The organism is Pandoraea sp. PE-S2R-1 (genome assembly GCF_002179865.1).
In the GTDB taxonomy this organism is placed as follows: Bacteria; Pseudomonadota; Gammaproteobacteria; order Burkholderiales; family Burkholderiaceae; genus Pandoraea.
Window position 1 is genome coordinate 441,567 of sequence record NZ_NGUR01000010.1, and the last position, 20,865, is coordinate 462,431.

Annotated in this window: 24 protein-coding genes; 13 read left to right on the top strand and 11 right to left on the bottom strand. The window is 63.3% G+C overall.

Annotated features, from left to right (window positions below):
* Positions 1–71 precede the first annotated feature (71 nt).
* The gene (locus CDV44_RS12520; RefSeq protein WP_087688306.1) at positions 72–1,334 is read left to right on the top strand and encodes a hydantoinase/carbamoylase family amidase; all 1,263 of its coding nucleotides are present in this window, start codon (positions 72–74) and stop codon (positions 1,332–1,334) included.
* 22 nt (positions 1,335–1,356) lie between these two features.
* Here the strand turns inward: CDV44_RS12520 and CDV44_RS12525 are convergent, their stop codons facing one another.
* The 9 genes from CDV44_RS12525 to CDV44_RS12555 all read right to left on the bottom strand — a co-directional run bounded on the left by CDV44_RS12525 (position 1,357) and on the right by CDV44_RS12555 (position 9,339).
* A complete protein-coding gene (locus CDV44_RS12525; protein ID WP_087688307.1) occupies positions 1,357–2,817 on the bottom strand; it encodes a M20 family metallopeptidase in 1,461 nt (486 codons plus the stop codon).
* 148 nt (positions 2,818–2,965) lie between these two features.
* Complete coding sequence (locus tag CDV44_RS12530) at positions 2,966–3,319, bottom strand: hypothetical protein (protein ID WP_087688308.1); 354 nt, start codon at positions 3,317–3,319, stop codon at positions 2,966–2,968.
* A gap of 38 nt (positions 3,320–3,357) precedes the next feature.
* Positions 3,358–3,525: a hypothetical protein gene (locus CDV44_RS28040; protein ID WP_157125820.1), complete on the bottom strand. Its 168-nt coding sequence runs from the start codon at positions 3,523–3,525 to the stop codon at positions 3,358–3,360.
* Positions 3,526–4,663: 1,138 nt separating this feature from the next.
* Positions 4,664–4,945: a hypothetical protein gene (locus tag CDV44_RS12535; RefSeq protein ID WP_087688309.1), complete on the bottom strand. Its 282-nt coding sequence runs from the start codon at positions 4,943–4,945 to the stop codon at positions 4,664–4,666.
* A 30-nt stretch (positions 4,946–4,975) separates the two neighbouring features.
* Complete coding sequence (locus CDV44_RS12540) at positions 4,976–5,887, bottom strand: DNA/RNA non-specific endonuclease (protein ID WP_249277521.1); 912 nt, start codon at positions 5,885–5,887, stop codon at positions 4,976–4,978.
* 48 nt (positions 5,888–5,935) lie between these two features.
* A complete protein-coding gene (locus tag CDV44_RS28045) occupies positions 5,936–6,094 on the bottom strand; it encodes a hypothetical protein (RefSeq protein WP_157125821.1) in 159 nt (52 codons plus the stop codon).
* Between the two features lie 128 nt (positions 6,095–6,222).
* Complete coding sequence (locus CDV44_RS12545; RefSeq protein ID WP_087688311.1) at positions 6,223–6,867, bottom strand: FMN-binding negative transcriptional regulator; 645 nt, start codon at positions 6,865–6,867, stop codon at positions 6,223–6,225.
* Between the two features lie 225 nt (positions 6,868–7,092).
* Positions 7,093–7,548: a DUF2501 domain-containing protein gene (locus CDV44_RS12550; protein ID WP_087688312.1), complete on the bottom strand. Its 456-nt coding sequence runs from the start codon at positions 7,546–7,548 to the stop codon at positions 7,093–7,095.
* Between the two features lie 171 nt (positions 7,549–7,719).
* Positions 7,720–9,339, bottom strand: coding sequence for a restriction endonuclease (locus tag CDV44_RS12555; protein ID WP_087688313.1), 1,620 nt, complete (start codon positions 9,337–9,339; stop codon positions 7,720–7,722).
* Between the two features lie 284 nt (positions 9,340–9,623).
* On the opposite strand from CDV44_RS12555, the gene CDV44_RS12560 reads away from it, so the two are divergent.
* The 5 genes from CDV44_RS12560 (at position 9,624) to CDV44_RS12580 (ending at position 13,147) form a co-directional block, all read left to right on the top strand.
* Positions 9,624–10,334, top strand: coding sequence for a phosphatase PAP2 family protein (locus CDV44_RS12560; RefSeq protein WP_170935966.1), 711 nt, complete (start codon positions 9,624–9,626; stop codon positions 10,332–10,334).
* A gap of 117 nt (positions 10,335–10,451) precedes the next feature.
* The gene (locus tag CDV44_RS12565) at positions 10,452–11,204 is read left to right on the top strand and encodes a sulfite exporter TauE/SafE family protein (RefSeq protein WP_087688315.1); all 753 of its coding nucleotides are present in this window, start codon (positions 10,452–10,454) and stop codon (positions 11,202–11,204) included.
* Positions 11,205–11,277: 73 nt separating this feature from the next.
* Positions 11,278–11,928 carry a phosphoribosyltransferase gene (locus tag CDV44_RS12570; protein ID WP_087688316.1) on the top strand — a complete coding sequence of 217 codons (651 nt, stop codon included), beginning with the start codon at positions 11,278–11,280 and terminating at the stop codon, positions 11,926–11,928.
* Between the two features lie 99 nt (positions 11,929–12,027).
* Positions 12,028–12,558, top strand: coding sequence for a glycine cleavage system protein R (locus tag CDV44_RS12575; protein WP_087688317.1), 531 nt, complete (start codon positions 12,028–12,030; stop codon positions 12,556–12,558).
* A 10-nt stretch (positions 12,559–12,568) separates the two neighbouring features.
* A complete protein-coding gene (locus tag CDV44_RS12580; RefSeq protein WP_087723071.1) occupies positions 12,569–13,147 on the top strand; it encodes an SRPBCC family protein in 579 nt (192 codons plus the stop codon).
* Here CDV44_RS12580 and CDV44_RS12585 read toward each other — a convergent pair.
* Both CDV44_RS12585 and CDV44_RS12590 read right to left on the bottom strand, forming a co-directional pair.
* A complete protein-coding gene (locus tag CDV44_RS12585; protein WP_087688319.1) occupies positions 13,137–13,895 on the bottom strand; it encodes an IclR family transcriptional regulator in 759 nt (252 codons plus the stop codon). The genes CDV44_RS12580 and CDV44_RS12585 overlap by 11 nt on opposite strands.
* A 228-nt stretch (positions 13,896–14,123) precedes the next feature.
* Complete coding sequence (locus CDV44_RS12590; RefSeq protein WP_256388447.1) at positions 14,124–15,044, bottom strand: NAD(P)-dependent oxidoreductase; 921 nt, start codon at positions 15,042–15,044, stop codon at positions 14,124–14,126.
* 288 nt (positions 15,045–15,332) lie between these two features.
* On the opposite strand from CDV44_RS12590, the gene ybgC reads away from it, so the two are divergent.
* The 7 genes from ybgC (at position 15,333) to ybgF (ending at position 20,709) form a co-directional block, all read left to right on the top strand.
* Positions 15,333–15,824 (top strand): tol-pal system-associated acyl-CoA thioesterase, encoded by a 492-nt coding sequence (gene ybgC / locus CDV44_RS12595; RefSeq protein WP_087688321.1) that lies wholly within the window; start codon positions 15,333–15,335, stop codon positions 15,822–15,824.
* Positions 15,825–15,863: 39 nt separating this feature from the next.
* On the top strand, positions 15,864–16,538 hold the full coding sequence (tolQ, locus tag CDV44_RS12600) for a protein TolQ (protein ID WP_058379522.1): 675 nt from the start codon (positions 15,864–15,866) through the stop codon (positions 16,536–16,538).
* Between the two features lie 21 nt (positions 16,539–16,559).
* Entirely contained in the window at positions 16,560–16,994 is a 435-nt protein-coding gene (gene tolR / locus CDV44_RS12605; protein ID WP_058379523.1) for a protein TolR, read from the top strand.
* Positions 16,991–18,031 (top strand): cell envelope integrity protein TolA, encoded by a 1,041-nt coding sequence (tolA, locus tag CDV44_RS12610; protein WP_087688322.1) that lies wholly within the window; start codon positions 16,991–16,993, stop codon positions 18,029–18,031. Before tolR ends, tolA begins: the two co-directional genes overlap by 4 nt.
* A gap of 101 nt (positions 18,032–18,132) precedes the next feature.
* A complete protein-coding gene (tolB, locus tag CDV44_RS12615; protein WP_058379525.1) occupies positions 18,133–19,425 on the top strand; it encodes a Tol-Pal system beta propeller repeat protein TolB in 1,293 nt (430 codons plus the stop codon).
* Positions 19,426–19,454: 29 nt separating this feature from the next.
* A complete protein-coding gene (locus CDV44_RS12620) occupies positions 19,455–19,955 on the top strand; it encodes an OmpA family protein (protein WP_087688323.1) in 501 nt (166 codons plus the stop codon).
* A 10-nt stretch (positions 19,956–19,965) separates the two neighbouring features.
* Complete coding sequence (gene ybgF, locus CDV44_RS12625; RefSeq protein WP_170935967.1) at positions 19,966–20,709, top strand: tol-pal system protein YbgF; 744 nt, start codon at positions 19,966–19,968, stop codon at positions 20,707–20,709.
* Positions 20,710–20,865: the final 156 nt, after the last annotated feature.

Sequence of the window (20,865 nt, forward strand, 5' to 3'; positions counted from 1 at the left end):
CTTCGTGATGTTTTTCGGGGCGTGCGTTGCTCCCCTTCCCCATTGATTTCGTCATTGCAGAAAACACGCTCATGAGTCTTACCGCGCTGGCCTCGCTGGCCGATCAACTTTTTACCGACCTGCGCCGTCTCGGCGACGACGGTGTCGGCGTCTCTCGCGACAGCTATGGTGCAGGCGAGAACGCTGCGGCGTCGTATCTGACCGAATGGGCCGGTCATCAGGGGCTGACGGTCACGCGAGATCGCGCGGCCAACCTGATCTTCTCCCTGCCGTCCGATGCCGGTGAGCGGGACACCCTGCCTGCCACATGGATCGGCTCGCACCTCGACTCCGTACCGCAAGGCGGCAACTACGACGGCATGGCCGGCATCATTGCGGGCCTGCTGTGCCTTGTCGAACAGCAACGCAGCGCTCGTCCGACAACAACGCCGGTGCGCGTGCTCGCGTTGCGGGGTGAAGAAAGCGCATGGTTCGGGAAAGCCTACATGGGGTCCGGCGCGTTGTTCGGCAAACTGAGCGACGCCGATCTGGCGATGCCGCATCGCACACATGGACGCTCGCTCGGCGAGTGCTTGGCCGAGGCTGGCGCCGACGTCGATGCGATTCGCGAAGGGGCGATGCTCTTCGACGCGTCGCGTGCCAAAGCGTGGCTCGAACTGCACATCGAACAAGGCCCGGTGATGATTGCCCGCGACATGCCCGTGGCCATCGTGCCCGGCATTCGCGGCAATGTGCGCCACAACCGTGTGTCATGTGTGGGAGAAGCGGGTCACTCGGGCGCGGTGCCGCGCTGGCTGCGGCACGATGCGATGTTTGCAGTTGCCGATCTGATCACCCGGCTCGATGAACATTGGCGTGCCCTGCTGGAGCGCGGTATCGATCTCGTGGTGACGACAGGCATCGTCGGCACCGATCCCGCAGAGCATGCGATCTCGCGCATTCCGGGTCGCGTGGACTTCAGCCTCGAAGTACGCAGTCAGAGCGCCGATACGCTCGACGTGTTCTATGAGTTGATGCGGACCGAATGCCGCGCGATTGAACGCGATCGCGGCGTGCAGTTCGTGTTCGACCGGCGGCTGGCATCCGCACCGGCGATCATGGATGCACAGGTGTCATCGCTGCTCACTGACGCTTGCCGCGCGCTCGACCTGCCGCAAGAGCGCGTGCCAAGCGGCGCCGGTCACGACGCCGCGATCTTCGCCAATGCGGGTATTCCGAGCGGGATGGTGTTCGTGCGCAACGCGAACGGTTCGCACAATCCGCATGAAGCCATGGATATCGATGACTTCATGCGGGGGGTACAAGTGCTCGAAGCGACAACGCATCGCCTCTGAGCCCTACGATCAAGCGTCGTAGTTACGGCGCCAGTGCAATCACTTCGGCAACGGCGGCGGTCAGCTTCTTCGCGTAGGGCACGTGCAGGAATTCGTTCGGACCGTGGGCATTCGACTTCGGACCGAGCACGCCGCACACCATGAACTGTGCGCTCGGGAAGCCCGCTTGCAACGTGTTCATCAACGGAATCGTGCCGCCCTGCCCGATGAATGCCACGTCCTCGCCGTAGTGGCGTTGCGAGGCCGTGTTCAATGCGGAAGACAACCACGGTGCCACTTCCGGCGCATCCCAGCCGGAGGCCGCACCGGCATCGGACTTGAACGTCACCTTCGCGTTGTACGGCGGGTCGAATTCGAGCAACGCCTTGAGCTCGGCCACCGCCTGCGCGGCATCGATCAGCGGCGGCAGGCGCAGCGACAGCTTGAATGCCGTGCGCGGACGCAGCACATTGCCCGCGTCAGCCAGTGCCGGCAGACCCGCCGCCCCGGTCACCGACAACGACGGGCGCCACGTCGAATTCAACAGCGCTTCCTTCGGATCGGTGGTGGTCGGCAGCACCGACAGGCCGTCCTGACCGCAGGCCCACGGCATCTTCTTCCAGACGTCGTCGCCGAGAATCGCCGCGGTCGCTTCGGCCTCTTTCAGGCGTTGCAGCGGGATCGGGCTGTGAAAGCCCTTGGGCAACACATTGCCGGTGCCCGCGTCTTCGAGCCGCTCGAAAAGCTGACGCATGATGCGAAAGCTCGACGGCGCAATACCGCCATAGCCGCCCGAGTGGATGCCCTCATCGAGCACCTGTACTTCCAGACTGCCCGAGATCAGACCGCGCAGCGACGTGGTCAGCCACAACTGGTCGTAGTTACCTGCGCCTGAATCCAGACAGACGACCAGACTTACCTTGCCCAGCCGATCGCGCAATGCGTCGACATACGGCAGCAAGTCATAGCTGCCCGACTCTTCGCAAGTCTCGATCAAGCCGACGCAGCGCGGACGCTCCACACCTTGCGCATCGAGCGCGGCGAGCGCCGTCACGCTGGCATAGATGGCGTAACCGTCATCCGCCCCGCCACGGCCGTAGAGCTTGCCGTCTTCAAATTTGGGTGTCCACGGGCCAAGGTCTTTGCGCCAGCCATCGAATTCCGGCTGCTTGTCCAGGTGACCGTAGAGCACGATGGTCTCATCGCTGCCCGAGCGTGTAGCCGGTGCTTCGAAGAAGATCACCGGCGTGCGGCCTTCCAGACGAATCACTTCGAGCTTGAGCCCCTTCACGGGCTGACGTTCGGCCCATTGGGCGGCATCGCGCACGACGCGGTCGATGTAGCCGTTGCGCGCCCAGTCGGCATCGAAGCCCGGGCTCTTGGCAGGTACGGCGATGTAATCGGTGAGTGCGTGCAGGATTTCGTCGTTCCACTTGCGTTCGACGAATTCACGCAAAGCGGCCGTGTCGAGCGACGGCTGGGTCGAGGTGACGGAGTCGTTCATGGGGGGGTCCTCGAAGGGTGTCCTTGGCGGATCGAGTGTCTCGGGTGCGCACGTGCGCCGGTGCGCCGGTGCAGTCAGCGTCGCTCGCGAGCGAGCGGCATGGCGTCATGATAGCCATTCCGGACAACTGTGGCGACCGGTCGGCCGGTCAGTTGCCGGTTCCCGGCGGGCCGAAGTGGAAGATGATCTCCCCGGCGGCACCCGTGGCCTTCACGCAGGTGGCGAGTTGGGTGCCCTGACCTGCCACGTCGAGCGAGTGCTCGGTGTCGGCACTGTTGCACCGCCAGCTAAAGGTAATGGGCCGCTGGCAGCGGTTCGTCACCTCGTAGCGGTAATTGGTCACGTCGGCGGGCAGTGCGCGAATGTTGCCACAGGCTTGTCCGGCGGCGTCGAGCGGCTCGGCAGCCATCGGCATGACGGGCGGCGGCGGGGCTGGCTGAAGTGGCTGAAGTTGCTGCGCATACGCCGACGCGCCCGCCATGGCGGCGAGCAACGCCAGCATCCCCGTAGTCCGAATGTGGTGAAAACGGCCGGCAGGCATCAGATCCAGCGCCACGCGATGGCAACAGCGCCCACCGCGACAGCGACCGAAATGGCGATGCCGAACCACGCCAACTGCGCTCGCCGTGCCCGGCGGCGGCTCGATTCCGAAGTGTCGTAAAAACGACCCAATCCGCCCGAATACAACTTTTCCCAGCGAATTTCCATGGCGCACCTCACAAATCAAACAAACCGGCCCGCAATGCTTTTCTTTTCTTCTTTATCGAAAATTTAGAGACGCAAGGCAATTCGGACAAATCCTCAGAGCCAACTACCTTGAATTCCTACATCCCGACGTCGCTTCAAGATGTCACTATTCTTGGGGAATTGCAATAGCGTCAACTTACAGGATGCCGCGCCAAAACGACGTCAGCCGACGTTTATCACGATGAGTGAAAACGTGCTTCACGCGGCATTGCGATTGTTTCCAATGGATTTTTACGATTTGGCGGAGCAAGCGTGATTCAACCCCTTCGACACTTCAAACATCTGTAACAAAACGTTTCAAAACGGCACGGGCGTTCGCTTTGATCCGTTGGAAGTGGCAGGCGCAGTCAAGCCGCCTGCGGGAGCGGGTGCGCTCAAATCAGAAGGGGAATGCAACGATGCGCGGCAAGCCGTCGGAAGGCGGTGCCGCGCACGAAAGGAAGATAGGGGACTTTAGCGCCCTAGGAAGGCCGCACCAATTGACAGGAGAACGAATCCGCCGACACTACAGGCGATCGCTACCGCCAGAAGGCGTTGAAAGAGTTGCTCGCGCTCAATGGCGCTGCGGTTCGAACGGGGTTGAATGTGATGAACCGAACCCCATCCACTCGAATACACTTTTTTCCAACGGATGTGCATAAGTAACCTCGCGTTGTTTAGTGCTCGTGGCCTTTCCCATCACCGACTCCCTGATATCGGAATCGACGGGACGCAGGGCTAGTATGCGCTTCGCAAGAAAGTCGTAAACCCCTTATCGGTGTTGCGTCGCCACAAGAAAACCGCCCGCTTCGAACGATTTTCGAGACGAAAAAAGACCTCACTGAAAAGCGATCGAATGACGCGAAACCGGATTTTTGACCAAGAGTGTCAATGCGACACTTTGTCGCAGGTGCGACAAGTTGTCGCGCAACCCGCATGAATGGGGGAACGACGAGAAATGACGGGGGTGCGCACGGACATCGCGACACGCGCGATGCCGCACGATGAATTTCGAGGCGAGGCGGCAGTTGCGGCAGGTGATCCGCTGAACCGAATCACTTAGTGCGCCGCAACATCAAATGTTTGAATAAAGCATCAACACCGGGTAAATCCGGAGCGGTCAGTCTGCGAAGGGATTCTTCACCTGCCGGGAGGGGACGTCGGCGACGGGCTCGGCATGTTCCGGCAGCTTGCCGGCCGACAGCGCGCCCACCACGGCATCGAGCACCGCCTTCAGCGCCTGCGCTTGCCGCAGCCCTTCGGCATCGCGGCGAATCGTCAGACTTCCAAAGATGGCAACGTTGTCCGTATGGTTCTCGACATTGAGCTCACCGAGCGAGAGCGCATCGGCGTCGTTGGCGAACGGTTGAAAGGTCGTACTGGCCGGGGACGAAGCGGTCATCGAAGACTCCTGTGTCGGGGGAAACATCGGTTAGCGAATGATCGTGCGCAGAAAATCGAGCACCGTCTGCACTTCTCGGTACGAAGGCACCTCGGGGTCACGCTTGCGTTTGCCGCCGCCCGCAGCCTTGGGTGTCGGCAAGCGCATCGCGGTGGCCTTCACCGAGGCCGGCATGCCGGGAAAGAAGTCGATACCCGCCAACTTCTCCAGCTCTGCCACGCTCACTACCGAATAGTCGCCGGTTGCTTCGTTGGCGACAAGGTAGGCACCGGCCTGTCGCCGCTTCGGGTCGTAGACCACCTTATAGAGCTGCGTGGGCACCATCACGCGGTTGCCGATCTGTGTGATCGATTGCCCTTTGTAAAGCGGCCCCGTGATCACGAACAACTCGCCGCGGTCCTTTGCCAACGTCCGAACACTCGACTCGATGCCTGCCCACAGATAGCGATTGTTCTCGCTGTTCTGCGGCACCATGTTCGACAGCGAGAAACTCTCGGATTGCGCTCGCGCATCGGGCATATCCGCCGACGGTGCCATATGCCCCCGGTCGTAGCCCGAGCTACGGTAATCGCGCAATTCGGCGCGCTCGCTGGCGGGCAAATTCGATTCGGCGTGGAAATTGTTGACGCGAGTCATTTCGCGCGCGTCGGCCAACCGATCGCGCGTGAGATGTTCGGCCGACCAGAGCGGCGTACGCGTGACGCCAGAGTGCATGACACCGAACGCACTGAAGCACACTTCACGTGCCGCCCGCGTCATCGATGCGTTGGTGATATCGGGTGCGGTGCCCGAAAAGTAGTGATCGCCGCAGGCGGTCGTCGCGGCAAATGCACTGCCGGAGATCGCAAAAAGAGGGCTGACTGCGAGTATTGCCAATTGCCGGGCCATCGCGCGCAAGCGAGTTGCGCGCACTGCGGTGGCCGTCCGTTCAGACTGCTTCATCGCACTGCTTACGGTAAGACTTGGGGGTGCGATTGTATCGGAGGAACGCTATTCGGGGGACACGTTTCCCACGCCATAGGCGGCGCATTGCAGTGTCTGGGCCGGTGCGAGATTGCCGCACTCGTCGGCTTGCGCGCTCGGCACGTCCCCCTGCTCCAGCAGGAAGAGGCAGAGCAACAGCGCAAGCATGGCGAGCAATGTTTTCATCGCGGCACCTGAGTCGGGATGCCGCATTGTATGCGGGGACACGGACGGCAAACCTGTCTGAAACCCGCGAAATTGTTTCCTTTCGTTACTTTCGCGATGGCGGAGCGTCCGGCCGGACGCTCGCGCTATCACGTCTTCGGCACGTCGCCACGCTGCGCGACGAGGGTCGCCATCGGCTCGCTCAACGCCCCTTGAGCGCGAAGCCCGTCGACCACGCCAACGCGGTCTGCCATGGCCCGATTTTGCGTCGCCTTGAATTTGCCTTCGATGCGACGAATCGGAATTTCCACGCCGACAATCGCACGCAGCATGCCGTCGATGAAGTCGGCCGGCGCATCTTCCACCGCCCACGGCGCAGGCCTGCCCTGCTCCTGCGACGTCGTGAGATCGCCGACCAACCGGCAGACCCACGCGGCGTCGTCAATCAACCGTGGCTTGCCCCAGACATGCACGGCGGCGTAGTTCCACGTTGGCACCACCTTGCCATGCTCGGCCTTGGCCGCGTACCACGATGGCGTGATGTAGGCCTGTGCACCGGTGAATGCCACCAGACAATCATCGACGTCGTTCAACGTCGGGCCATGCGGATTGGCGCGCGCCAGATGGGCACGCAGCGTGCCGAACTCGCCTTCATCGGGATAGATCAAAAACGGAATCGGATCGGCCACCAGCCCAAGCGCACCGGCGCTCACGAGCAGGCCAAGCGGATTGGCACGAATCAGGTCGTGCATGGCCTCGGGACGATCGTCGGCAAATGCGGCGGGTAAATACATCGATGACTCCGGACTCAGGCAGTGGGGTGGGAATAACGCTTAGCGTACGCCCGGGCGTGGCCCATCGCAAAGACCCAAATTAGATGAATTTTTTGGTACCACCGAGCGGTGGGCAAGACGCGGCGGGCATCCATTTCAATGACACCCGCCGCGAGGAGATGAGGTCCGGCGTCCATCAGACGCCAGCCATGAGCCGTTACCCGTTACCCGTCAGCCGCTGCGCGGTCAGAGGAACGACTTCGCCTGATCGAGCACCTTGTCGCAGACCTGACGCGTGAGTTGCTCCTTGAGCCCGCCGCCGTTCAGATCGACGGTTTTGCCGTCTGGCGAGGACAGCAGCCCCTTGGCACCATCGAGATAGCCCGGGCTGGCCGCCGCAGAGCCTGACTGCGTGCCGATCTTGCCAAGCAGCTTGTCCTTGACGTCTGTCGCCGAACTCAGGTTGCCGCCGTTGAGGTAGTTGTTCTTGATGCAGAACTGCAACACGCCGGTCGCGTTGCCGATGCTGCCCGACGTCATCGAGCTCGCCGAGCCGAGTCCGCCCAGACTGCCGGCCAGACCGCCCGAATTGGACCCACCGGAATTTCCGCCGCCGATGGCGTTCTTCAGGGCATCGAGTTGTGCGTGTGCCAGCGTGGGTGCGCCGAGTGCCAGCAGCAAGGCCGTACCCATGGCGCCCATCGTGCTCAGGACTGAAAGTCGTTTCGTGCGTCGCGACATACCAACCTCCGTAATGGCCTAATGGCTTTGACGTGGGAAAGTCCGGCCCACTATAGCAGGCCGGTCTTTCGCCGACGATCTCGCACATCCTCGCTCATCGCGGGCGTTTGTCGCGCCGATCAGGCGTCTCGCTTACACCGACGCCGTGGCGGCCCCGGTCGCACCGGCAGATTCCGGCGCCACCACGCTCGCATCGACGCCTGCGTTTTCCTTCAACTGGAAGACGAGATGCTGACCGCCGAGCAGTTCGATACGACGGTCGCGGGCAAACTCCGCCACACCGTCTTCGAATTCCCCCGTCGTAATCAGCATCCCTCGCGCGGCACCGATCTGCTGCATTTCCGCCAGCATGGCGCGCGCGGCGCCCATCCCCAACTGGGGGGTATCGCGGCGGATATGCACCACCACATCACCGCCGAAAATCGGGTGAGGATCCCACGCGCGGCAAGCCAGCATGCCGTCTTCAGCAGGCAGCAACGGCGGCCCTTCAAAGCCGTGAGAGCGCAGCAGATGGAACATCACCTGCGTGAAGTCCTTGTCCGACAGCGTCATCAGATTGAAACGGCGATCGACCGCGACGTCTGCATCGGTGACCGCTTGCGTCATATCGACACCGGCCACCGGCGTGACGGCCTGCAACGCCTCCGGACGTGCCGACACGCGTGCACCAAGCGTCGTCAGATGCGTGGCCGCGTCGCCCTCGGTCAACACGAGCGCAGCGAAATCCGCGCGTGATACGTGCGCACTCGCCAGGCAAAGACGCTCGTCGCCCGCGTTGACATAGATGTTGAAGACGATGGCATTGACATGGCGCAGCGGGTCGGCCGCGAACAACTCGTACAGCGAACGAAGCAGGATCTGGCGCAACGCACTGGCGTACACCTGCGCACGCAGTGCGTCGCCGGCCGGCACGCCCTGAAGCGCCTTCTCGATGCTGTCGTAACGATAGTCGAGTGCAATCGGCACGGCAGCGTCGAGCGTGGGCACGTCGTAGCCGATGGCGAGCAGCTTGTGATTCTCGACATAGTGCGCCGCGAGCGTCTGTTGAAACGCCTCGGGATACGGACTGCGGCTAAGCACAATGCGCGCGTAGCCGGTCACGGCCGCCGCCTCGCCGCGCAACAGTGCACCTTCGAAATCGGCGACGGCGGCATTGTGGAGCGACGCTTCGGCCCGCGCGGCCTCGGTAGCCTTTTGCTGCGCGATTTGCAGAATCATCGAGCCCTGCGTACGGCGGATCTTCGAGCCCTCGTATTCGCGCTCGGCGTGTATGAACTCGCTGCGCGCCTTCGACACCGCCTGTTCGTAACGTGCCGACGCGCCGGGCATGGCGAGCGAGAGCCGGCCGGGTTTCTCCGGCGCGAACGTTTCCCATTCGGGCTTGGCAAGAATCTTCGGCAGATGGCGAGTGTCGAGGACCGGGGGCGTGTTGCGCGCGCGCAGGTCGGCAGGCGGAATGCGCAAGTCGCGCGTGAGTCCGTCGGCCAGCAGGCGCTCCAGCCGTGCCACTTCGAATTTGGCGCGGGCGCCCTCGGCGGTGGCCTCGGCTTGGCGCAGGGCCAGATGCAGCCGCTCTCGCGCCACGGCGTCGGCGGCCGGTGCGTCGTCAAAGGCGCGCTGGGCCTGATCGACGGCACGGACTTCCGCAAGACTTCGCATTTGCGACTGGGCGTGTTGCTGCTCGCGCGTATGCGCGGCGCGCCAGAAGTCCCGCGCCAGACGGTCGATGATGCTGTTGAATCCCCGAATCACTGCTGCCCCCGCATGCGTTATTGATTTTGTTTTGACTGGCGAACTACTCACACGAAAACGATGGCGCCGGACGACCCGCGTCACTGCCTCTCATGGCCCGCGCCATGCAGGGGACGATTGTAGGACGATGGGCATCAATCTCGCAAAAAATCTTTCCATTCCTTGCGCCAGAACAATGTCCCGAGCGCAACGCGCGCGCACTGATCGTCATCAAATCGCCACGCCGCTGCCTCAGGCTTGCGCCCGGAAGTTGCATTACCGCCCGATTTACCCGAACCTGCGTCATGACTGAATTCACCCCCGGCCACGCCACCCCCGCCTCCCCTGCCTCACCGCCGGTCACGCCTCGCCTCTGCCTGCGCGCCGCCTGGCTCAGCGCGTTCGGCTGCCTGCTGCTGGCGCTCGTTGCCATTCCATGGCTTGACCGCCCCATCGTCGAATTCGCGCATCTGCACACGCAAGGCACGCGCTGGATGCAGCACATGGCCGAACTGCCCTCGCCGCTGTTCGTGGCGGGCTGGCCGGTGTTCGTCGTGCTGGGCGCCGCACTGATGTGGCGCCGCACGTTGCCCGACTGGCTCATCACGCTGTGGCTGGCGGGGGGCGCCGTGGGCGTGGCCAGCGTCGCAAAGCAGGGGCTGAAGCGCCTGTTCGGCCGCACGTGGCCCGACACATGGACACACAACAACCCGTCGTATCTGCATGACGGTGTGTTCCAATTCCGGCTGTTTGGTGGCGATGGCGTGGCGTATGCCTCGTTCCCGTCCGGCCACCTGACGGTCATGCTCGCCTTCGCGACGGTCGTCGCGCTGCGTCACCGCGCGCTTCGCCTGCCATGTGCACTGGCCGTCGCCGCGACCGGCTTCGGGCAGATCGCGTCGGCCTACCACTGGACGAGCGACGCGCTCGCCGGTGCTGCGCTCGGCATTTCCATGGGTACGATTTTCATCGCGGCGTGGGCGAAGTGGTCGCCGGCGGTGTTGGGCAAGCACTGACGTAAGCGTGACGTGAGCGTTGAGCGAATCGGCGAGATCACCGCATAATGCCGCCTTGATCTGCTGCACGTCAGGGGCCCGCACCGGGCCCGGCAACACTGTGCGCTCGCCCGATTCATGACATTCGATCCCGTACTTCCTCTTATCGCCGGCGCGTGCGTGGCCGGCTTCGTTCAAGGCCTGTCGGGCTTCGCGTTCGGTCTGGTCGCGCTGTCGTTCTGGGCGTGGTCGCTCCCGCCCACGCTCGCAGGCCCGCTCGTCGCCTTCTGCTCGCTCATCGGACAGATTCTCGGGCTGCGCGCCGTGCGCCGATCCGTTCCGCTCGATCGCTTGGCGCCCTTCGTCGTGTGCGGCCTCGTCGGCGTGCCAGTCGGCGTGTGGATTCTTCGCTATCTCGACCCGGTGTGGTTTCGCGCGGGCATCGGGGCCATTCTCGTCGTGTACTGCACGATCTTGCTGCTCTCGGCCCATCTGCCTCGCATCACGCGCGGCGGGCGCGCGGCCGACGGTGTGGTTGGCTTCATCGGCGGATTGATGGGCGGCATCGGCGGCCTCGTGGGTGTCGTGCCCACGTTGTGGTGTACGTTGCGCGGCTGGGACAAGGATTTGCAGCGCGCCGTCATGCAGCTCTTCTTCATCGTGATGCACACGCTGACGATCATCATGTACACGGTGCACGGCGTGATCACCACGAAGACGCTGCACCTGTTCGCGATTGCCGTGCCATCGATGATCCTGCCGACGCTGGCGGGCGCATGGGCCTATAAATTCCTCTCGGATCACGCCTTCCGCCGCATGGTGCTCGCGCTGCTCGCCTGCTCGGGTGTGACGCTGCTGGTCGGCACCGTGCCCGAACTCCTCGCGCGCTAATCAAACGGGCATCAGGCTGCGGCGTTACGATGGCAGAATCGTCCCTCCTGCCGGGCTTGCCCCCGCCGCCGTCATGCCGTTCCTCGATCGCGCCGCTGCCGGCAACGCCCTCGCCGAAGTTCTCGCCTCGCACGCCGTACTCTCGCGTTGCGCCCCGCCGCTCGTGCTGGCCATCCCGCGTGGCGGCGTGCCCGTCGCCCTGCCCATCGCAAGACAGTTGAACGGCACGCTCGACGTACTGCTCGCCCACAAGCTCGGCGCGCCGCATCAGAGCGAACTGGCCGTGGGCGCGGTCGACGAATTCGGCGGCATCTTTCTCGCCGACCATGCCTTGTCGCTCGGCGCTACCGGCGTCTATCTCACACGAGAAACGGCGCGTCAGCGGGCGTTGTTGCAACAACGCCGTCAGGCCTACACACCGGGACGCGGCGCGCCGCGCGTCTCGGGGCAACCGGTGGTGGTAGTCGACGATGGCATCGCCACCGGCGCGACCATGACCGCCGCGTTGCGCGCCTTGCGACGGCTCGGCGCGGGGCCGCTCGTCGCCTGTGCGCCGGTCGGCGCGCACGACGCCGTGGCACGACTCCAGCCATTAGCCGATGCCGTCATCTGCCTTGAGATGCCGCAACCGTTTTACGCGGTCAGCATCGCGTACAGCGATTTCGCGCAAACCGACGACGCCACCGTCATCGCGTTGTTGCGCATGGCCGAAGCGGGGCCCTGAGCGCGCCGTCGCCATGATGGCGGCCAAGCGCAGCCATAGCGGCGAACGGTGCGATTGCACTACACTTGAGCCTCGCGCGCTAACTCGACGGAGCCTGCTATGACGACGTCCCTGATTCTCAACGTGATCGGCCCGGACCGCCCGGGGCTGGTCAACGCCATCGCCGATCGCGCCACCGCCGCCGGCGCCAACTGGCTCGAAAGCCGACTCGCCAATCTGGCCGGGCAGTTCGCCGGCATCGTGCATCTTCAGGTCGCCGACGAGCGCGTCGCCACGCTCACGCAAGCACTGCAATCGCTTGAAACCCACGGGCTGCGCATCTCGGTCACGCATGCGCAGAGCGCCGCCGAAGATCCCGGCGCACGTCTGCTTCAGCTCAATCTCGTCGGTCAGGATCACCCGGGTATCGTCAAGGAAATCTCGCACGTGCTCTTTGCACGCGGCATCAGCATCGATGAACTCGACACCGAGTGCGTCGAAGGGTCGATGTCCGGCGGCACGCTGTTTCGCGCCACTGCGCGTCTTCGCGTGCCGGCCAGCGTCTCGACCGATGCACTGCGTCAGGTACTGGAGGGGCTCGCCAACGACCTGATGGTCGACGTTGAACTCGATTCGCCCGCCGGTGCCTGAGCGCGCGCCGATGAAGAGAGCCTTCCTGATCGTTCTCACCGCCGTTGCCATCCTTGCCGTTCTGTCGCTCGCCCCGTTGCCGTTCGAGCGCCAGACGCATGTGACCAACGTGATCACCCTGCGCCAGCCGCCGCAGGTCGTCTACAACTACGTGACCACCCCTGCCAACTGGCCCAAGTGGCATCCGGCATCGCTCGCGGTGGAGGGTGCAACCGATCATCCGCTCACGCTCGGCGAAGAAGTCGCGGAAGAATTCCGACTCGCCGGGCGCCACGGGATCATTCATTGGAAAGTGGTCGAAGCGCAGCCGCCGCTGGAGTGGCGCATTGAAGGCGAAGTCAACCGCCGCCCGTCAGGAGAGGTGCGCTACAAGCTCACGCCCGACGGCACGGGCACGCGCTTCGAACGCGACTTCGTCTATCGCACACCGAATCTGCTGTTCTTGGTGCTCGACCCGATCTTCATCGGGCCTCGCATTCGGGCGGAATCGGCACAAGGTGCCTTGCAGTTGACGCAGGCCTTCGATGCGATGGCCCCTACGGCGGCCGAACCTGCCAAACCTGCCGAGTCTGCCGAGCCTACTCGTTGAACGTGGCGGCCATCGTCTCGGCGGCGGCCTGAAGTTCGGGCAGATAGGTCATGAGCTTGTCCAGCGTCGAGTGCTCGGCGCTGGCTTGCACCGCAATCGCCGCACAGGCGCGGTTGCGGTCGAGCATGACCGGCACCGCGACTGCGATCATGCCCGGCACATGTTCCTCGTTGTTCGTGCCCACGCGGCGCTTGCGCGTCTCGGCCAGTTCGGCACGCAAATCCTCAAGATCGGTAATCGTGTTCTCTGCCCGGGGACGCAGCGGGAGATGCGCGATCAACTTCTCGCGTCGCGTGCGGGGCAAAAACGCCAGCAGCAGCTTGCCGCTCGCCGTGCAGTGCAACGGCACGCGCGAGCCCGGTGAGAGCTGGAGCTGGCGCGACCATTCGGTCTCCACACGATCGAGATAGACCAGATCGTCGCCCGAGAGCATCGACAGGTTGCAGGTCTCGCCGAGCTTGTCGACCAGTTGCTGGAGAATGGCGTGCCGCGCCGCGGCCGGGCCGGCATGCATCAGCGCATTGACCGCCAGCGCACGCACGCGCGACGACGGCTCATAGTGCCGGCTGCCCGCCTCGCGCGTCACCAGCCACGCGGCTTCCAGTTGCTTGAGAATGCGGTGCACGGTCTGTTTGGGCAGACCGATGGCGGCGACGATCTCCGCCAGTGTCATGGGCGCGCCTGCGGCGCAGAGAATTTCGAGAATGCGGAATGCGCGGACGGCCGCGGCGTTCGACTGATTGCTCATGCAGGTTTTCGGATCTTTGTAAGTGTCGTTATCAATCGCGGCGGTCTCCTCCCGCACGACACCGGCCCCGCACACCTACCGCGTTACCCGCCGCCGTGCCGTCGCACCACGACGTCCCGTTTTCCGCATTCTAGTGCCAACCGGCAGGTGCTGACGATAGGAGATAAACCCGAAGGCTGGCTCCAAAACAACACCTGCGCATCCGTGCGTGAGCTACCGGACAATCGGTCAGGCCTTCCCCGACAGCACACGCAGACGGTGAATCAGGCTGGACGTGTCCCAACGGCGGCCGCCCAGCGCCTGCACATCGCCATAGAACTGATCGACCAGTGCGGTGACCGGCAGCGACACACCATTGCGCTGCGCTTCCGCCAGACACAGGCCGAGATCCTTTCGCATCCAATCGACTGCGAAGCCGTAATCGAACTTGCCGTCGATCATCGTCTGGCCGCGATTGTCCATCTGCCAGCTGGCCGCCGCCCCCTTGTTGATGACGTCGAGTACGGCCTTCATGTCGAGACCGGCTTGCTGACCGAAGTTGATCGCCTCCGACAACCCCTGCACCAGCCCGGCGATACAGATCTGATTGACCATCTTGGCCAGTTGCCCGGCGCCCGCTTCACCAATCCGGGTGACGGCACGGCCATAGGCATGCAGCGTTTGCGCCACCTGATCGAAGGCATCGGCATCGCCACCGCACATGATCGTGAGCACACCGTTCTTTGCACCGGCTTCGCCGCCGGAGACCGGCGCATCGACGAAATGCAGGCCCTTCTCGCGGGCCACGGCATAGAGTTCGCGCGCCACGTCGGCCGACGCTGTCGTGTGATCGACGAACACCGCGCCCGGCTTCATGCCGGCAAACGCGCCGTGCTCACCGAGGACCACGCTGCGCAGATCATCGTCGTTGCCCACACAGGCGGCCACGATATCGGCGTCTCGCGCGGCTTCGGCCGGCGTGGCCGCGTGCTTGCCGCCGTAGTCTTTCGCCCACTGCTCGGCTTTGGCGGCCGTGCGGTTATAGACAGTCACCGTGTGACCGGCGCGTTGCAGATGACCGGCCATGGGATACCCCATGACGCCCAGTCCGAGAAATGCGACGCGAAGGGGGCTAGGGCTGACGGGAGCTTGCGTTTCGGGGGAAGTCACTTCGAAGGGCCTCGCAGGTAGTTTTACAGACTGAAATCCGGCGCTTGCATGATGCATGCATGCGCGTGCCGGATTCGTTCGAATATCAGGGGGCTTGCGAGCCGTCATTATAGGGACGCCCGGCCCGGGCGCGCCAGCGTGATCGCCCACCCGACGGGGCCTTGAGACGATTTCGCCCCACTTTGGTGCGCACCGGCGGCGGATTGAATCGGGCGTTGAAGCACCGTTGTTGCACGTAGTTGAAAAATTCTGTTTCCGTGACTGGCGTTGTTGCCGCGTTCCGATACAATGCGCGGCATGGCTGATTTTGATACCAGTTGGTCAATCCGCGTTTACTACGAGGACACTGACGCCGGCGGCGTCGTGTTCTACGCCAACTACCTTAAATTCTTTGAACGGGCCCGCACCGAGTGGCTCCGTTCGCTCGGCATCGAACAACTCCAATTGGCCCGCGACACCGGCATGATCTTCATCGTGCGTGCGACAGCGCTCGACTACCTGAGCCCCGCCCGACTGGACGATCTCGTGGTCGTCAGAAGCCGGATCGAGCACCTCGGCGGCGCGACGGTGGAGTTTCTGCAAGAAGCCTGGCGCGATGCGCCCGACGGCAGCAGCGAACTGTTGGCGCGCGGCAGCATCAAAATCGGCTGTGTGTCGGCCGACACGTTGCGTCCGGGCAGAATTCCGGCGAACGTGCGGCTCGCCATGCAATCGGCCATTGTTGCCAACAAGTCCGTCAGTGTTGCTGCACACGCCGGGAGCGGCGCGGCAGCCGCCTGATCCCAGGGACAAGAATTCCGGTCAGTCAATAACCACACCATGCCCGATCAAGACCTTTCCATTATTACGCTGGTGCTGCATGCCAGCGTGCTCGCACAGGCCGTGATGGCCCTGCTGTTGCTGCTGTCGTTGATGTCGTGGACGCACATCTTTCGCAAGATCTTCGCGATTCGCCGCGCCCGTGCCCAGACCGAACGTTTCGAACGTGACTTCTGGTCGGGCGGCGATCTTCAGGCGCTCTACCAGAGCGCGCTGAACAACCGCCATCAGACGGGTGCCCTCGAGCGAATCTTCGAATCGGGCATGCGCGAATACATGAAGGCGAGCGAGAAAGGCCTGAACGATCCGCATGCGATTCTCGACGGTGCACGTCGTGCCATGCGCGCTTCCTTTCAACGTGAAATGGACTCGCTCGAAGCCAATCTGCCGTTCCTCGCGTCGGTCGGTTCGGTGAGCCCGTACATTGGTTTGTTCGGTACGGTGTGGGGTATCATGAACGCTTTCCGCGGCCTGTCGAACGTGCAACAAGCCACGCTCGCCAATGTGGCGCCGGGTATCGCGGAAGCGCTGGTGGCGACCGCCATCGGCCTGTTCGCCGCGATCCCTGCCGTGGTTGCCTACAACCGCTTCGCCACCGACATCGACCGGCTGGCGATCCGCTTCGAAAGCTTCATCGAAGAGTTCTCCAACATCCTGCAACGGCAGATTCACTAAGCATTCCGGGAGCGCCGAGACATGGCAGGTTCAATGCGCAACGCTCGCCGCGGCCGTCGCGCCATGGCAGACATCAACGTCGTACCGTACATCGACGTGATGCTGGTGCTGCTCGTCATCTTCATGGTGGCCGCCCCGCTGGTGGCCCCGTCGATCGTCAATTTGCCCAGCGTCGCCAACGCAAGTCCGCAGCAACAAACGCCGCCGGTCGTCGTCAATATCGAGGCCGACAACCGCGTGCTGATTCGCTATAAAGATGGTCAGAACACCATCGAACAACGCATGAGCGCGGGCGATCTGACCGGGTTCCTGCAAGGCCGTCAGGCGGCCAACCCGGATCAACCGGTCGTCATCGCCGCCGACAAGTCGGTGCGCTATGAAATCGTCATGAACGTGATGTCCGATCTGAAGGCCCAGGGTGTCAAGCGCGTGGGCCTGCTCGTCAAGCAAAAATGAGCAGCTCCGTAGCCCGTTCCGACCGCCCCATTGGCCCGCGCAAAGATGAGCGCGGCACGGGGCGGGCATTCCTCCTCGCGCTGTTCATGCACGCGCTGCTGTTTGCGCTGCTCTTCTACGGCATGCGCTGGCAGAACAGCTCGCCCGCAGGTTCCGAAGCCGAATTGTGGACCCCGACCGAAGTCGCCGAGCCGACGCCGCCGGTGGTGACACCGCCGCCGACACCTGCGCCGCCCGCCATCGCGGCCCCGACGCCGCCGGCCGAAGACGCCGACATCGCCCTCCAGCAGAAGAAGCGCAAGCAAGAGCAGGAAGCCGCCGAACAGGCGCGCCTGCTCGAAGCGCAGCAGGAAAAAGCGCGTCAGGAAGCCCTCAAGCAAAAGCAGTTGGCCGATCAGCAGGCCGCCGCCGACCTCGCTCGCAAGAAGGCCGCCGCCGATGAAGCGGCGCGCCAGCAAAAACTTGCCGATCAGAAGAAGGCCGACGACCAGAAGCGTCAGAAGGAAGACGAGGCCAAGAAGGCAGAACAACAGAAGCAGCAGCAACTCGCCGACGCCCAGAAGAAAGCGGACGCCGAGAAGAAGGCCGCTGAGGAAAAAGCCGAGAAGGCGAAGGCGGCGCAGCAGGCCGCCGCACAGAAGGCAGCAGACGCCGCACGTGAGCAACGCCTTTCCTCGCTGCGCGGGATGGCCGGTGGCACGCCGGGCGCGACGGGCAATGGCCTGGGTTCGCAAGCGGGCGGCACGGGTTCGGGCGCGGGCGGCACGGCGTCTGCCGGTTATGCTGACCGCGTGCGCGCCAAGGTCAAACCGAATATCGCTTATGGCGGCGACACCGATGGCAACCCCACGGCCGTCGTCGCGGTACGTCTTGCTCCGGATGGCAGCGTACTTTCAATGCAGTTGGTGAAGTCGAGCGGCAACCCTGCCTGGGATGCCGCGGTTCAGGCCGCCATCAGCAAGTCCGACCCCTTGCCGCGCGACACTAACGGCAAAGCCCCCCCGAGCGTCAACCTTCGCTTTAGTCCGAAAGGATGAGTATGTTGTCCAACGGGAACGAAAACCGAGCGTTGCAGGTCCATTTCCATCTGAGTATGGTAAAAATGGCGCTTGCACCGCGCAACTGACCAATCGAACGCATGCGAATTTCCAGTAAATATGCATGGCGTGCGGTGGTGGCCACCTGGCTCACCGCGGCTTGCACGATCGCCCATGCGCAGACACCGCTGACTGTCGACATCACCGGCGTGGGTACCAATCGGTACCCGATCGCCGTGTCGAATTTCAAGGGCACCGCGCCGACGGACATCGTTGCCGTCGTCAAGTCCGACTTGAGCAATAGCGGCCGCTTCAATCAGATCGATACGGGCGGTGCAACGGTTGGCGTCGACGACTCGGTCGATCTCGGCACGTGGAAAGCCAAGGGCGCCAACGCGTTCGTCTCGGGCACAATCGCCCCCGCCGGCAACGGCAACTTCCAGGTGAGCTTCCGTCTTTACGACGCCGTGAGCGGCCAGCCTCTGGGCGGCCTTGCACTCACTTCGTCGGCGGCCAACCTGCGCCTGACCGCGCACAAGATCGCAGACTATATTTATCAGAAGCTGCTCGGCGATCGCGGCGTGTTCGCGACGCGTCTGTCGTACGTGCTGCATACCGGCTCGACCTACCAGCTCCAGATTTCGGACTCCGACGGCCAGGATGCCCGCGTCGCGCTGAACAGCCGCGAACCGATCATCTCGCCGGCGTGGTCGCCGGACGGCACCAAGGTGGCGTACGTCTCGTTCGAGAAGCGCAAGCCGGTGGTGTACATCCACGATCTGCCGACGGGCCGTCGTGCCGTGCTGGCCAACGAGAAGGGCAACAACTCGGCACCGTCATGGGCGCCGGACGGCAGCCGTCTGGCCGTAGCCCTTTCGCGCGATGGCAACACGCAGATTTATCAGGTCAACGCCAATGGCGGCGGCCTCAAACGTCTGTCGCGCAGCGGCGCGATCGATACCGAACCGCAGTATTCTCCCGACGGTAAATGGATCTACTTCACGAGCGATCGTGGCGGTGGTCCGCAAATCTACAAGATGCCGGCGGGGGGCGAAGGTGATGGCGCTGCACAGCGCGTGACCTTCAAGGGGAGTTACAACGTCAGCCCGCGAGTGAGCCCTGATGGGAAGTTGCTCGCGTTCATCGCTCGCCAAGGCGGCGGGTTCAAGCTGTGCGTGCAGGACATGAGTACTGGCGATGTTACGGCTCTGACCGACACCAGCCACGACGAGTCACCGAGCTTTGCCGCGAACGGCAAGTACATTCTTTATGCAACGCAATCCGGGGGCCGTAAGGTTCTCGCGGCAGTTTCGGTGGACGGGCAAACCCGGCAGATTCTTCAGGTTCGGGGAGGGGAAGTTCGCGAACCCTCCTGGGGCCCTTTCATGCAATAACATCAACAGCAACATCAATGGAGGCTCATATGAGTTCCCTGCTTCGTAATATCCTCGCCATCTCTTCGCTGGCCGCTCTGGCAGCTTGCTCGTCGGGCGTGAAGCTCGACGACCAGGCTAACGCCAACAAGGGTCAGACCACCACGGACGCCCGCGCTGTCGCCCCCGTCGACGCATCGGCTGACGAACTGAACAACCCGAACGGCCCGCTCGCCAAGCGCAGCGTGTACTTCGGCTTCGACGCGTACTCGGTCGATGCACAGTACACCCCGCTGCTCCAGGCACACGCTGCCTTCCTGGCCAAGTACGCACAACGTCACGTGCTGGTTCAGGGCAACACCGACCCGCGCGGCACGAGCGAGTACAACCTGGCCCTGGGCCAGAAGCGTGCTGAAGCTGTCGTGAAGGCCATGTCGGCACTGGGCGCCAACACCAACCAGATGGAAGCCGTTTCGCTGGGTAAGGAAAAAGCCACCGGTACTGACGAAGCTAGCTGGGCGCAAGATCGTCGCGCCGATCTGGCTTATTGATTGAATCGCCATGACGTCTCGTTTGCTTAAAAACCTGATCTGTGCAGCGACGCTCGGCACAACGCTGCTGAGCCCGCTCGCACATGCCGGATTGTTCGACGACGACGAGGCGCGCAAAGCGATCCTCGATATCCGCAGCCGTCTGGATTCAGACAAGCAGCGGATCGAGGGGCTCACGCGCAACGTGCTGGATTTGAACAACCAGATCCAGCAGTTGCAGCGTGATCTGGCCGATCAGCGCGGTCAGAACGAAGATCTGAAAAACCAGCTTGCGAACCTGCAACAGAGTCAGAAGGACTTCTACAACGACCTCGACGGTCGTCTGAAGAAATTCGAACCGCAGCAGATGACCGTCGGCGGCGTGACAGGCACCGTCCAACCGGGCGAGAAAGATGTCTTTGACGCTGCACTGGCGAAATTCCGCAACGGTGACTACAAGGGTGCGCAAGTGGCATTCCGGACCTTCGCGGCCAAGTATCCCGACAGCCCGTATCAGCCCGAAGCACAGTTCTGGCTTGGCAATGCGCAGTATGCCAACAAGGATCTGAAGGGCTCGACTGCGACGCTGCAAGGGGTCGTGGCGAAGTATCCGACGAGTCCGAAGGCGGCCGAATCGATGCTGGCAATTGCCAGTAATCAGGCCGAATCCGGGCAGACGGCGGCAGCTAAGAAAACGTTGCAGGATCTGGTGGCCAAGTACCCGGACACCGAATCGGCAGCGGAGGCCAAGAAGCGTGCGGCCAAGCTGAAGTAAGACGCCCCTCGGGAGGTTGTGCGAACCTGCTTCCCGTGTCAGGTCACTCGTCAAAACGTATGACGCCGCCCCAGGGCGGCGTCGTCGTTTCAAGGCGCGACACACTAGCTCAAGTAGAATACGGACTTTCCAAGCGTACGAGGCGCGGCGTCTCAG